Annotated in this window: 11 protein-coding genes; 9 read left to right on the forward strand and 2 right to left on the reverse strand. The window is 39.1% G+C overall.

All coding sequences use genetic code 11. The features are described 5' to 3' along the window. Positions 1-5: 5 nt before the first annotated feature. Positions 6-833, reverse strand: a complete 828-nt coding sequence (locus tag HX13_RS07255) for a hypothetical protein (RefSeq protein ID WP_082129174.1) — start codon at positions 831-833, stop codon at positions 6-8. Between the two features lie 277 nt (positions 834-1,110). On the opposite strand from HX13_RS07255, the gene HX13_RS07260 reads away from it, so the two are divergent. From HX13_RS07260 to HX13_RS07290, 7 genes are all read left to right on the forward strand, one after another. Continuing rightward, the gene (locus HX13_RS07260) at positions 1,111-1,434 is read left to right on the forward strand and encodes a DUF6660 family protein (protein WP_050020555.1); all 324 of its coding nucleotides are present in this window, start codon (positions 1,111-1,113) and stop codon (positions 1,432-1,434) included. 140 nt (positions 1,435-1,574) lie between these two features. Next, positions 1,575-5,939 carry a CusA/CzcA family heavy metal efflux RND transporter gene (locus HX13_RS07265; protein ID WP_128572259.1) on the forward strand — a complete coding sequence of 1,455 codons (4,365 nt, stop codon included), beginning with the start codon at positions 1,575-1,577 and terminating at the stop codon, positions 5,937-5,939. A 91-nt stretch (positions 5,940-6,030) separates the two neighbouring features. Further along, entirely contained in the window at positions 6,031-7,260 is a 1,230-nt protein-coding gene (locus HX13_RS07270) for an efflux RND transporter periplasmic adaptor subunit (protein WP_050020658.1), read from the forward strand. A gap of 130 nt (positions 7,261-7,390) precedes the next feature. Continuing rightward, positions 7,391-8,272 carry a bestrophin family protein gene (locus HX13_RS07275; protein ID WP_050020556.1) on the forward strand — a complete coding sequence of 294 codons (882 nt, stop codon included), beginning with the start codon at positions 7,391-7,393 and terminating at the stop codon, positions 8,270-8,272. 11 nt (positions 8,273-8,283) lie between these two features. Beyond that, positions 8,284-9,183 carry a cation diffusion facilitator family transporter gene (locus HX13_RS07280; RefSeq protein ID WP_050020557.1) on the forward strand — a complete coding sequence of 300 codons (900 nt, stop codon included), beginning with the start codon at positions 8,284-8,286 and terminating at the stop codon, positions 9,181-9,183. Between the two features lie 19 nt (positions 9,184-9,202). Further along, complete coding sequence (locus HX13_RS07285) at positions 9,203-9,622, forward strand: Fur family transcriptional regulator (RefSeq protein WP_050020659.1); 420 nt, start codon at positions 9,203-9,205, stop codon at positions 9,620-9,622. A gap of 44 nt (positions 9,623-9,666) precedes the next feature. Beyond that, positions 9,667-11,649 (forward strand): heavy metal translocating P-type ATPase, encoded by a 1,983-nt coding sequence (locus tag HX13_RS07290; RefSeq protein WP_050020558.1) that lies wholly within the window; start codon positions 9,667-9,669, stop codon positions 11,647-11,649. Positions 11,650-11,799: 150 nt separating this feature from the next. Here the strand turns inward: HX13_RS07290 and HX13_RS07295 are convergent, their stop codons facing one another. Further along, positions 11,800-12,318 carry a GNAT family N-acetyltransferase gene (locus tag HX13_RS07295; protein ID WP_050020559.1) on the reverse strand — a complete coding sequence of 173 codons (519 nt, stop codon included), beginning with the start codon at positions 12,316-12,318 and terminating at the stop codon, positions 11,800-11,802. 424 nt (positions 12,319-12,742) lie between these two features. Between HX13_RS07295 and HX13_RS07300 the strand changes: the two genes are divergently transcribed. After that, on the forward strand, positions 12,743-14,062 hold the full coding sequence (locus HX13_RS07300) for a T9SS type A sorting domain-containing protein (RefSeq protein WP_050020560.1): 1,320 nt from the start codon (positions 12,743-12,745) through the stop codon (positions 14,060-14,062). A gap of 131 nt (positions 14,063-14,193) precedes the next feature. Then, on the forward strand, positions 14,194-14,556 hold the full coding sequence (locus HX13_RS07305; protein WP_050020561.1) for a hypothetical protein: 363 nt from the start codon (positions 14,194-14,196) through the stop codon (positions 14,554-14,556). Positions 14,557-14,769 lie beyond the last annotated feature (213 nt).

Genomic DNA, 14,769 nt, shown 5'->3' on the forward strand with positions numbered 1-14,769 from the left:
GTATTTTATTTTTTTGCAGAAAGCAATTGTTGTACCTGTGCTTTTAGTTCTTTAATCTCTTCAGATTGTGATTTTAACTGTTTATTCTGCTCAATGGAATAAAGGGTTAATTCTTCTATTTTCTCCAAAAGCTTAGCATCCATTTCTCCTAAATTAATTCCGTCTTTCTCTACTTCTTTGGCAGAAGGGATGTTTGGTAAATGTCCTTTTTCTGAAATATGCCTTTCTACCTCTTCCAAAGAGCGAAGTTTATAATCCTTTTTGAAGACATAGTCTGCCCAGCCGTTAGCTGCAGGGTTTTCAACTTTTACCTGTTGTGCTTTGATTCCCTTGCCCACATACAGGGTAAAATTAGGATCATTATCATACAGCTCCGTTCCCATCGTTACCTTTCCTGTGTTGAAAAGTACCAGTAAACTTTTGTGGACCCCATCAGAAAAACGGACTCTTGAGATTCCCGGTGAGTTAGGAGTGCTGGTATCTGCATTAGGATCAATGGCATTATCATTATCCATATGGATATTCAGATTTTGCCCGCTTAATAACCTCATCACAGCATCATTTGGTTGTGCCCATTGGGAGTAACAACGGCTGCACGGAGCAAGGGCCAGCTGTAAGTTTCCGGTTCCAGGAGCTCCGCTTCCGATATTGATGCTCTGGCCCTCCAGTTTAAAGATCTGTTTGTTGTTTTGTCTAAAAACAATTGGCTTGTCATCTGTTGTTCCGATAAAGTGAGTTGAAGGATTGGTTCCAACATTCCCGGTAGTGTTCCAGCTTTGTGCGAAAATGCCGGATGCCGCCATCATAAAGGCGAATAGTAATGTACGTTTCATTGAAAAGTTTTTAAATTTGTTATTCTCAGTACAAATTTAACGCTTTTTTATTTTAGTCACTTTTTGGTGTCTTGTGATTTAAGTCATATAAAAAAGGCTTATCTTTAGATGAAATTTACTATCAATTACAAATCCTTTTGAATCAGTAAAAAGAATGGTATTTATTTTGATGATTACTGCCAAAGAAACACTCATGAAAATGAGAAGAATGACTTTAAGTTCTTCTAAGTTTCAATAGAAACCGTTCATTTTAGAAAAAAACTTTACCTTTGTTGCAATGAACCTGTTAAGATGGATACTGGCAATTTATTTCATGGCGTTATCTTTGATGCCATGTGAAGATGTGTCCCGTCCATTGGATTCTAACGGTAATAAAATATCTTCATCTATCCAAGGAGCTCACTCTACAGAAAAGGGAGATGTTTGTTCACCACTTTGTGCCTGCAGCTGTTGCCAGATTACGGCTTCAGCTTTTAAAATGGATCCTTTGTTAGAAGTTCCCGAGCAGATTCAGGCTTATTTCTCTAAGAAAATCTTATTTCAGAAAAACGACTTTGCCTATCAGGTGTATGACCCTATCTGGCAACCTCCTAAGATTTAATTTTTATTGACTTATCAGAAAGCTGTGCTTTCTAAACCGTGTTTGAAACTTTGCAATACCATTGCAGGGGCTTTCAGAATATTTTTGCTGCAGTATTTTAGGCTGTTAGCATTATTTTCAATAAAAATTCAATAAAAATCGTGTTAGATAAAATCATACAATTCAGTATTAAAAATAAGGTCATTATCGGTATTATGACCCTTTTGCTGATCATCTGGGGAACATGGAGTGCAACCAGGCTCCCTGTTGATGCTGTGCCCGACATTACCAATAATCAGGTGCAGATTATTACCGTTTGCCCCACATTGGCAGGGCAGGAAGTGGAGCAGTTGGTAACCTTTCCCATTGAACAGAGTATAGCCAATGTGCCGGATATTCAGGAAACAAGAAGCATATCAAGATTCGGGCTCTCTGTGATTACCGTTGTTTTCAAAGAAGATGTTAATATTTACTTTGCGAGACAGCTGATCAGCGAACAGTTGAAAAATGCAGTTGAGGAAATTCCGAAAGGAGTAGGAACCCCTGAGCTAGCTCCTGTGAGTACGGGTCTGGGGGAAATCTATCAATATATTCTTCATCCTAAAAAAGGGAGTGAGAAAAAGTACAATGCTAAAGAACTCAGAACCATGCAGGATTGGATTGTTCGCAGGCAGCTCAACGGAACACCGGGCGTTGCTGAGATCAACAGTTTTGGAGGTGAATTAAAACAATATGAAGTCGCTATAGACCCCAACCGCCTGAAGGCAATGGATATCAGCATTACAGACATATTTACAGCACTTGAAAAAAATAACCAGAATACAGGAGGGGCTTATATTGATAAAAAGCCCAATGCTTATTTTATCCGTGGAATCGGGTTGGTAAGTTCCCTGGAAGATATTAAAAATATAGCCGTAAAAAATGAAACGGGGAGTGTGCCGATATTCGTCAAAGATGTGGCCGATGTCCGGTTAGGAAGTGCCGTCCGATATGGAGCATTGACGTATAATGGAAAAGTAGATGCTGTGGGAGGAGTTGTTATGATGTTGAAAGGAGCCAACAGTAACGAAGTGGTGAACAATATCAAAGCTAAAATCCCTACTATTCAGAAATCACTTCCGGATGATGTAGTGATAGAACCGTTCTTGGACAGGACAGATTTAGTGAGCAGGGCGATAAATACTGTTGAAAAAAACCTGATGGAAGGTGCATTGATTGTTATTTTTGTTCTTGTTGTCTTCCTGGGTAACCTGAGAGCCGGACTTATCGTTGCATCAGCCATTCCGCTTTCTTTATTATTTGCTTTGGGAATGATGAATGTTTTTGGGGTTAGTGCCAACCTGATGAGCTTAGGAGCTATTGATTTCGGGCTGATTGTGGATGGAGCGGTAATTATCGTTGAAGCAACCCTGCATCTCCTGCATAACAAAAATTATAACGGCAAGCTCAGCCAGATTCAGATGGATCAGGAAGTAGGAACTGCAGCTTCCAAAATGATGAACAGTGCCATATTCGGGCAGATTATCATCCTTATTGTGTATGTTCCCATCCTTACTCTGGCAGGAGTAGAAGGGAAGATGTTTACGCCAATGGCTAAAACAGTAGGCTTTGCAATTATTGGGGCAACAATATTATCGGTTACGTATATTCCGATGATGAGTGCCCTGTTTCTATCTAAAAAGATTTCCCATAAGGAGACTCTTTCAGATAAAATGATGAATGCATTACAGAAGATTTATCAGCCATTGCTGCGGAAAGCAATTAAAATAAAATATGTTATCGTCTCAGCAACGGTATTGATATTTGTAATAGCGGCTTTCATCTTTAAGAATATGGGTGGAGAATTTATTCCACAGCTACAGGAAGGAGATTTTGCATTTCACTGTATCTTACCTCAAGGAAGCTCGCTGAGCCAGAGTATTGAAACATCTATGCAGGCATCCCGGATTATCAAACAGTTTGATGAGGTGAAAATGGTCGTAGGGAAAACCGGTTCAGCTGAAGTTCCTACAGACCCCATGCCGCCTGAAGCCACTGATATGATTATAGTATTGAAACCACAAAGTGAATGGAAAACCAAAAAATCCTACAACGAACTGGGAGATGAGATCAGTGAAAAACTGGAAGCTATTCCGGGGGTGTTCTTTGAGAAAAACCAGCCGATTCAGATGCGTTTTAATGAACTGATGACAGGGATCAGACAGGATGTAGCTGTTAAAATTTTTGGAGAAAACCTTGATTCACTGGCAGTATATGCTGATAAAGTAGGAAAGGTAATCCAAACGGTTGATGGAGCTACTGCCCCCCAGATTGAAAGAGTGAGCGGTTTGCCTCAGATCAATGTACAATACGACCGGACAAGAATTGCCAACTACGGATTGAATATCGAAGACGTCAACAATGCGGTAAGTACGGCATTTGCCGGTAAAGCAGCCGGACAGGTTTTTGAAAACGAAAGACGTTTCGATTTGGTGGTCCGCCTGGACAGTCTCCACAGATCAGATATCTCGGATGTTAACAATTTAATGATCACTACTGCTACCGGTGCACAAATTCCATTATCACAGGTGGCTAATGTAAGCTACAAGCTTGGTCCGGCACAGATTAGCCGTGAGCAGGGAAAACGCAGAATAGTAATAGGATTTAATGTAAAAGGCCGAGATGTGGAAAGTGTGGTAAGAGATATTCAGGCAAAACTGGATAAAGATATCAAACTGCCTTCAGGGTATTACTTTACCTATGGCGGACAGTTTGAAAACCTGCAGGAAGCGAGTAAGCGTCTGATGATTGCAGTACCGGTATCCCTGTTTCTTATTTTCATGCTGCTGTATTTCACCTTCCATTCATTCAAACAGGCCGGATTGATCTTTACAGCGATTCCAATGAGTGCTATAGGAGGAATATTTGCATTGCTTCTCAGGGATATGCCGTTCAGTATCAGTGCGGGAATAGGATTTATCGCGCTCTTTGGAGTAGCCGTGCTCAACGGAATTGTTTTGATCGGAACGTTTAACCAGCTTGAAAAAGAAGGAGAAACCGATCTTCTGAAAAGGGTATATGAGGGAACGAAAAGCAGATTGAGACCGGTTTTAATGACGGCTACAGTAGCTTCATTAGGGTTCCTGCCGATGGCCATTTCCACAGGAGCAGGAGCAGAGGTTCAGAAACCTTTGGCAACGGTAGTAATCGGTGGCCTTGTATCAGCCACATTCCTTACCTTGTTTGTTCTGCCGATGCTGTATATTATTTTTAACACAAAGATTTTGAAAAGAAAGAAAAATAATCCGGGAACTTTTACCATTGTTCTTATTGTAGGGCTGATGATGATGGGGCAGACTTTTAACGCCCAGTCCAGACCAATCTCCGTAGAACAGGCGGTGCAGATGGCAATGGATAATAATTTAACCTTACAATCAAAAGATTTAAGTATTAAATCGGCAGAAGCGTTGAGGCCAACTGCCAAAGAGCTTCCTAAATTAAGCTTTGAAGCCCAATTGGGACAATACAACAGTCCGAAGTTTGACCAGTCTTTTGCCATTTCACAGAGTATTCCCTTCCCGACACTGTTTAAAGCAAGAAGGGACCTGATCAATGAAAATATAAAAAGTAAAAAAATTGATAAGGAAATCACTGCCAATGAGTTGATAAGACAGGTCCGGACGTATTATTATCAGATTGAATATCTTCAATACAATAAAGCACAGCTTACCAGCCTCGACGCGGTATACGAGGATTTTATCAGGATTGCAACAGTAAGATTCAAGGCAGGAGATATCAAGAAAATTGAAATCAGCACAGCAGAAACCCAGAAAGGAGAAATTGACCTGCTGCTCAGACAGAACGAAGTATATTTAAATAATGCCTATAAGAATTTAAAAACCATTTTAAATACTGCCGAAAATTTTGAAGTTCCGTTCAACCAGAATTATGAACCTTTAAAAGCGGAGAGCGTATTGGATAGTACCGTAGTTGCTAACAATCCATCCGTAAAGGCTTTTTACCAGGAAATGGAAATTGCGGAGAAAAATAAAAAGGTTGAAAAATCCCTTGGGCTTCCTGATTTCAGTTTGGGATATACCAATCAGTCGTTGATAGGCTTTCATACGGTAAACGGGCAAGAGATGTATTATGGAGCAGGAAACCGGTTCAACTCTGCAACAGTAGGAGTTGCCATTCCACTGACTTTCGGAGCTACAAAGGCAAGAATCCAGGCATTGGAATATGAAAAGCAGGTTGCTGAAACCAATGCAAAAATGCAGCAGAAACAGCTTACCACCCAACTGGAAAATGCGCTTAATCAGTATCAGCAGGATATGCAGCAATATGAGTACTACATCAATCAGGCTTTGCCCAATGCTGAAAAAATTGTGAAAGCGGCTCAACTGGGATACAAAACAGGAGAAATCTCTTATGTAGAATATCTTTTTGCCTTGCAGACAGCTACCAGTATTCAGCTGAAATACCTGGAATCTATTCAGCAGGTCAATCAATCTGTAGTTACTATTAATTCAATCATTAATAAATAATATGAAATCGCTTTTAATACAATTCACCGGCAAAAAAATAAAAACGGGAGCAGCGATGATCCATGACTTTATAAAAAATAAATATTTGCATATGAAACCCAGTTATAATACCATATCCCTTATCCTTATCGCATTCCTGATAACGGGCTGTGGGAAAAAAGAAACTCCGGAAGAAAAAGCCCCTGAAAAAACAGAACAAAAGGAAAAACCCAAAGAAGAAGCCCATGAAACCATAGCCTCATTAACGGAAGAACAGATGAAGTCTGTAGGAGTGGCCCTGGGATCGGTTGAAATGAAAGAACTCACTTCCACTATTAAGGCGAATGGTTTATTAAGTGTTCCCAACAGCAATAAAGCCACAATAACTTCCTTATACGGTGGGATTATCAAAACATTGAACATCCAGGTAGGAAGTGTGGTGAAAAAAGGCCAGGTGATAGCAACTATTGCCAACCCTGAATATATACAGCTTCAGGAAGATTACCTGACGACCAGCAGCAGAATTACCTATGCAGAACAGGAATACAGAAGGCAGAGGGAACTTTTTGATAACGATGCGGGAGCTAAGAAAAACCTGCAAAGCGCAGATGCTGAGCTGAAGACCTTAAGAACAAAAAGGGCATCCCTGCTGAAACAACTTCAGATGATGGGAATAAACCCGGGAAAAGTAAATAACGGAAATATGAAATCCGGTCTGGTGATCACCTCTCCGATTAGCGGAACGATCAGCAGTATCACCGCACAGATAGGAAGTTATGTTGATATTTCTTCCCCTGTTGCTACGGTCATTGATAACGGTTCAATTCATCTGGATCTCCAGGTTTTTGAAAAAGACCTCCCTAAAATGAGAGTAGGACAGATTGTTCATTTTAAGCTGACGAATAATCCCGAAACAGAATATGACGCAAGAATTTATAGCATAGGCTCATCCTTTGAAAATGAGAGCAAAACCATTTCCATGCATTGTGAGGTGACAGGGAATAAAGCAGGATTGATTGACGGGATGAATATCACAGGAATCGTGAGCCTGGATAAAAGCACTACCCCGGCAGTTCCCACTGAAGCCATTGTAGAGGCTGACGGGAAATATTATGTTTTTGTGCAGGCAGACAAGAAGAAAGAAGAACAACATAAAGAAAATGAAAAAAGCCATCCTAAAACAATGAACTTTGAAAAAATAGAAGTAGTAAAAGGTACAACGGATATGGGATACACTGCCATTACACCGATTGGCGAAATTCCGGCCGATGCAAAAATTGTTGTGAAAGGAGCCTTTTTTGTGAATGCTAAACTGGTCAATGCCGGAGAACATGAACATTAATGAAGGGACTGGTCTCTGGTAAATGTCGATTTTTATGCTTAATTTAGAGACGTTTACGGAATATTTTCATTGAATTTTAATCAATTGAGGGAAAAGATAATCCCTGCAGAATTTTAATCAAGGATCTATTATGTTATTAAATAAAAGAATATCGGTCTGGTATTTCCTTCGTGAAATAAAAACCCAGATGTTATTTATTGGAATATTTGCCGTAGTCATAGGGCTTTTGGATATGCTTCCCTGGTTTCAGAAAATTTCACTACCTTTAAACATACCCGCACTCCTGGGAACAGCAGTATCCTTGTTATTAGCTTTCCGGACTTCCCAATCCTACGAAAGGTGGTGGGAAGCCAGAACGGTATGGGGAGCCATTGTGAATGACTCCAGGTCCCTGATACGACTGGTTGTTCAGTTTCTCCCGGAAAGTGAAGATAAGATCATCAAAGATTTTGCAGAAAGACAAATCATATGGACCTATGCACTGGGCGAATCTTTAAGAAAACAGTCTTTTTCTGAAAAAGTTCTGCAGTATCTCGGAAAAAATAATATCAGTGCGGCTAATATTCCCAATGCACTTTTGGATGCTCACTCCAGACAGCTGAAGGAAATAGCTGAGCCCGCAGGACTTACCGGGTTTCAACAGATGCAGCTGAATGATATGATAACGAGGCTTTGTGACAGTATGGGAAAATGTGAACGACTGAAAAATACCGTTTTCCCGAGATCTTACAGTGTGCTGGTTCATATTTTAATTTATGTATTTGCAGCCATCCTTCCATTCGGACTTGATGACTCGGAGTTGATGGTGGAAATAGGAGTGACTTTCCTGATTCCGGTAGTATTTATCAGCATAGAAAAAACCTCTATCCTGATGCAGGATCCTTTTGAAAATAAACCGGTAGATACACCCGTGACGTCTCTGGCGCAAACCATAGAAATCAATATAAGACAAATGATCGGGGAGCAGAATGTTCCTGCAAAAAAAGAGAATACATCATATTATGAAATGTAAGTAACTGAATTATGGAACCAAAAACACAAATACAAACCGCTTCTGCTGCCAGTAAACATAAAAAAAATCTTCTGATTGTACTGAGCTTTAGCGGAACTTACCTGATCGCCGAGGTAATAGGAGGTATTCTTACCAATAGCCTTGCCTTACTTGCAGATGCTGCTCATATGCTGACTGATGTGGTAGGGCTGCTTCTGGCTTTTATTGCCATCAAAATAGGAGAAAGAAAAGCCGATCCTTCCAGAACTTATGGATATTACCGGACCGAAATATTGGCGGCAGTCATCAATGCTGTTGTTTTATTAGGGATTTCGGGATATGTTTTATATGAAGCTTATCAGCGTTTTCAGAATCCGCCGGAAGTGCAGAGCAAGTCCATGCTGATAGTAGCAGGAATAGGATTGCTGATAAATGTTGCCGGAATGATGATTTTAAGAAAAGATTCAGAAGCGAGTCTCAATATGAAAGGCGCTTATTTTGAAGTCCTTTCGGATATGCTTACCTCTATAGGTGTTATGATTGCAGGAGTCATTATGCTGACTACCGGTTGGTATTATGCAGATCCGCTGATTTCTGCGGCAATCGGATTATTGATTTTTCCAAGGACCTGGCGGCTGTTGAAAGAAGCGATTAATGTTTTACTGGAAGGTACCCCGAAAGAAGTAGATATTTATCAATTACGTCAATCACTGGAACAGGTTCCGGGAGTGAAGAATGTTCATGACCTGCATGTCTGGTCTCTGACATCAAGCGTCAATGCTATGAGTGCCCATATCGTTAAAGATAAAGCATCTTCTCAGAATCAATTGCTGAAAACACTGACAGAAACAACGATTAGGGATTTCAGGATCAGTCATACAACCTTTCAGATAGAAGAGGAAGGCTATGGAGAAAATGAAATTCATCTGTAACCCATTAAATGACAGAGAAATGAAAAAAGATATAGAAAACAAACTTATCGATAAAAATACAAAACCAACCAGTATGAGAATTCTGGTATATGATTTTTTAAGCTCACAAGAGGCCGCATTGTCTCTTTCTGAAATAGAAAATCATTTTGATAACGCAGACAGGATTACCATTTACAGGACCCTGAAAACTTTTGAAGAAAAAGGAATTGTGCATAGCATCCAGGAGAATACCACTACAAAATATAAATTATGTGAGGATGACTGTGATGAGAAAACCCATAAAGACTGGCATCTGCATTTCTACTGCAAAATATGTAAACAGACCACCTGTAAAGAAGATATTTCGTTTCCTGAAAACATTCAGACCAATTTCAGGATTGATGAAATAAGGCTCTTTGCCAAAGGAATCTGTGAAAATTGCCTTGAAAGTTTGCAATAGTATTGCATCAGTCTCACTCTTAAATTTGTATAAAAATATCAGTTATGGAAAAATGCTGTAGTACAACCCCGGAAAAACCGGATACAAAAAGACACCAACATAATCACCCTGAAGGAGACGGGCACGACCATGACGGTCATGACCACTCTCACGATTCGGGAGATCAGTCTGTCTTTCAAATGTTTCTTCCGGCCATTATATCGTTTGTGATCCTGTTAATAGGAATTGCTTTTGACAATTATATAAAACCGGTATGGTTTGCAGGCTGGGTGCGCTTAGTATGGTTTTTGGCTGCTTACATCCCTGTAGGATTCCCGGTATTGAAAGATGCGTATAAAAGCATTATTAAAGGAGATGTTTTCTCAGAATTTTTTCTGATGGGTATAGCAACAATCGGAGCTTTTGCCATCGGGGAGTATCCCGAAGGAGTTGCGGTAATGCTTTTCTATGCCGTAGGAGAAGTTTTTCAGACGTTGGCGGTTTCCAGAGCAAAAGGAAACATCAAAGCTTTGCTGGATCAGCGTCCTGATGAGGTTACCATTATGGAAAACAATCAGCCCAGGACCATGAAAGCAAAAGAAACAAAAATCGGAGATGTTATCCAGTTGAAACCCGGTGAAAAGCTGGCATTGGACGGAGAATTGCTTTCAGACGCAGCTTCATTCAATACAGCTGCATTAACCGGGGAAAGTAAACCCGATACGAAAAACAAAGGGGAAGTGGTTCTGGCAGGAATGATTAATATGAACAGTATTGCACTTGTTAAAGTAACTACGGCCTATGAAGACAGTAAGCTCAGCAAAATATTAGAGCTCGTTCAGAATGCAACTGCTCAAAAAGCCCCTACAGAATTATTCATCAGGAAATTCGCTAAAGTATATACCCCTATTGTTGTACTTCTTGCTATTGGAATCTGCTTATTGCCGTATTTTTTCGTCAGTGAGTATCAGTTCAGGGACTGGCTGTACAGAGCGCTCATCTTCCTGGTAATTTCTTGTCCTTGTGCCCTGGTTATTTCCATTCCGTTAGGCTATTTCGGAGGAATAGGAGCAGCAAGCCGTAATGGGATATTGTTTAAAGGAAGCAATTTCCTGGATGCCATTGCCGAAATCCAGAATGTGGTAATGGATAAAACCGGAACCATGACAGAAGGAGTTTTTAAAGTTCAGGAAGTAAGCATTAGTCCCGGATTCAATAAAGATGAAATCCTTCAGATGGTTAACGTGCTGGAAAGTAAAAGTACACACCCTGTAGCCACTGCCATTCATAATTATGTAGGAGATATCAATTACTCCATCCCATTGGATGAGGTGGAAGAAATTGCAGGACACGGATTAAAAGCCAGAGTAAACGGAAAAGAGCTTTTGGTAGGAAACTTTAAATTAATGGATAAATTCAATATCAGGTATGACATCAACCATGCCAATATTGTATATACCCTGATTGCCGTAGCGTATGACCAGAAATTCGCAGGATATATTACCATCGCAGACAGCATTAAAGAAGATGCCAGAGCAACTGTTGAAAAGCTGCATCAGCTGAATGTAAAAGCTACCATGCTGAGCGGTGATAAAAGCACCGTAGTAAAATATGTGGCGGATCAGCTGGGCATTGACAACGCTTTTGGAGACCTGTTACCGGAAGATAAAGTCAATAAGGTGAAAGAGATCAAAGCCAAAAATCAGTCTGTAGCTTTCGTGGGCGATGGGGTGAATGATGCTCCCGTAGTTGCCTTAAGTGATGTTGGGATCGCAATGGGAGGATTAGGCAGTGATGCAACCATTGAAACAGCAGACGTTGTAATTCAGGATGATAAACCAAGTAAAATACCTATGGCGATCAATATTGGTAAACAAACTAAAAAAATAGTCTGGCAGAATATCATTTTAGCTTTTGCTGTAAAAGCAGTTGTATTAGTGCTGGGTGCGGGCGGACTGGCAACCATGTGGGAAGCGGTATTTGCTGATGTTGGGGTTGCATTATTAGCGATTTTAAATGCCGTAAGAATTCAGAGAATGAAATTTTAAAAGGTAAAAAGCAAAAAGCTATGATGCTCAATATATAATACTTATAGTAACGGAGTCTCTTGCCTGATTCCGGGGAATAAAATAACAAAAAGCTCTCCTGATTTACTTTTCAGGAGAGCTTTTATTAACAAGATTAAACTTTATAAAGAACTAAATTTTTTGCTTTGATAAGGCAAAGAAATCAAAAGTCTCTTTTCCTATAGTGAATTGATGTTCTCCAACCTTTGAAAAACCGTTTTTGTAATAAAAATTTATCGCCCGTTCATTGGAGTTCAAAACAGAAAGCCAGATATGGGTTTGAGCCGAATCGTTAAAAGAAGACATCAGCTTTTCCATTAAAATTTTACCTGCCCTTTTATCTAAAAATTCCTTTAATACATAGATCTTCTGCAATTGAGAAACGGTTGAAACATCGATAAATGGTGATGGAGAATGAACTTTTAACTTGGCATATCCGATGGGAAGATCATTCCAGTGGGCAATCCAGAATTTGTTATTAGCATTCTCTATACTATTTCTGATCTTCGCTACGTTGAAGGTCTTTTCAAAATAATGGAAAAGATCCTGTGGATCACGGAAATACTCCGAGAATGTTTCTGTGAAAGTAACTCTTCCCAATAATGCAATTTGAGGCGCATCTTCAGTAGTTGCTGTTCTAATGGTGATCATGGCAATATCCTTATGGCCAAAGTTCGGAATAATATCATTGTAGTAACAGGTACAGTTTTGTTATTTTTTTAGGTAACAGTATGGTTTATTTCTTACAAGTCCTGCATCTGTTTTCAGGTTAAGTAAAAATTAATTTTTTGATCAAAATATCTGAATAATTTCATTAAATCATTTTTATGTGAAAAAAAATAATAACATAATGCTTTTATTTGTAATTTTGATATCAACCAAATCTTAAATTTTAATTACATGAAAAATTATTTATTACCAGGCAAGGACTTGCTGTGTAAAGTAATGGCAGCAGCCTTTTTTATTCCTCACTACAGCTTTATACTATGGACAGCTTGAAAAAACCTATATAAGCAGCCAGACGAATCAGATCTTTGGAGTTTGTGTATTATGCGGGGTAAATAATCCGCAAAACGTGGTGGGAAGTAATGAAAACGACTATGCCACTTTAAAAATTCCTATAGGAGTAAGTGGAAGGATTGAGCAGAATTTTATTTTCCCAAAGCTAAGCCCCGGTTTCAGAAAGATTGTAATGGGTATTGAAACACCGAATGTCTCCATAAAAGAACAGGCAAAAAGAGAAATTTATATTGAAACGTTTAATGGCAATGTTTCCAATGGTGACAGGCAAAGATTAAACGTCAGTATGCTGAAACCAGGTCCCAATCCTCAGAAAGGCACCATTGAATTTACCTCTTCCAAACGTTTTGATAAAGTCCATATCTCTGTTTACAGTGGATTGATTGGTTTGGGTGAAGAACTCAGGATTTATTATGTATATCATCTTCCGGCTCCATTCACAACATGCGGTAACCCACCGCTTGATCCGCAACACTATTATCCATTTGATGGAAATGAAAAGGACTTGATTTCTGATCATGATTTCTTCTCTAAATCGGAGATAGATTCTCACCAAAATCTGGTTTGTGGGGAAGCTATTTATGGCGGAGTTAATGTGGGACAATTACATAGCGATTATCTACCATATAAAAGTGCAAAAACTATTGCATTTTGGGTAAGTATGGATAACGCACCCATGGCCACGGATGGAATTCCAGAGTTTTTAGTAAAACATAATGAAATAGATATCAATGGTAAGAAATGGGAAACAGGTAGTTATGTTATTGATGTACATGGATATAACGAATTGGGACCAGTAAGACAACCCGTAGAAACGACCAGTATTACTCCCGATGAATTAACTCATATTACTTTAGTTTATAATGAAGATCAGTACGGAAATAGAACAGTATGTCTTTATAAAAATGGGGTCCCGGTAAATAATATTGTCCCTTGTAAAGCTTTTAAATATGAATATCAACAGTCAGATGTAACTATTCTGGATATTAATCTACAACAGTCTAAAATAGATGAACTCATTATATATGACAGGGCGTTAACCAGTGATGAAGTAAAAACATTATCATGCTCCTATGGTATACTTCCCAATTGTAATTCCGGAAATACATCCACTGTGGCCAAAATTGCTTCTGCAGAAGAAGTCTTCACGGTTTCCCCTAACCCTACCACCGGGCAGATTACCCTGGATGGGAACATTCTTTTCCTGGATGCTGATATTTCCATTACCAATACTTCCGGGAAAGAAGTGTACCGCTCAAAATTTATCTCTAAAACTTTTGAGCTGCCTTCCACATTGCCGGGAGGAGTGTATATCCTTAACCTGCAGACAAAGGATAAAAAGATGCATTCCCGCAAAATTATCCTGAACCGGTAGATGTTTTAAAGAATGGAGAGGCTGTCTGAAAAGGCAGCCTCTTGCTTTTTTAAAAAAGGGGCAATGACATTCATCATAAATGAAAGGTAAACCCATTTTGAAATAGTATATTTGTAACACAAAATAAATCATTGAGAATATTAATTTCCATATTTATCATTTTTACTGTTGCAATACGTCCCGTTTTGCCATTGATAAATTATGTGGTTAATTATGATTATATCGTAAAAAACCTTTGTGAAAACAAAGATGTCCCACAGTCTACCTGTAAAGGGAAATGTTACGTAGGAAAAGAACTGGCCAAAACAGAAAAACAATCCAATACTTCCCAGACTATAAAAATTGCAGGGCTGGATGTCTTTTTATCCAATGAGATTCTGACATTTCCTGATCATAAAGAGCATGAGCTTTTTGCTGAAGCTCCCGGCTCAGGCCACTTTAATTTCTCCTCTTCAGATTATTTTTCAAGGGTTTTCCATCCTCCATTGGCGTAAAATTTATTTTAAACCAGGTTTTTAGTTTTTAAAGTGAAATCTTTTTGATTCTGCTTGTCTGAACTTTTTACTGTATCATTGTAAACTGGCGAGATCACTTAAGTACTAAGTAAAACTTTTGTGCCTTTGCGGGGTATACTGATAGGTTTAAACAGCTATTCTGCCAGGGATCAGAATATAATCGAAAGCCAAATTTATTTAACACATTCATTT

This window comes from Chryseobacterium sp. P1-3 (genome assembly GCF_000738495.1).
Lineage (GTDB): Bacteria > Bacteroidota > Bacteroidia > Flavobacteriales > Weeksellaceae > Chryseobacterium > Chryseobacterium gallinarum.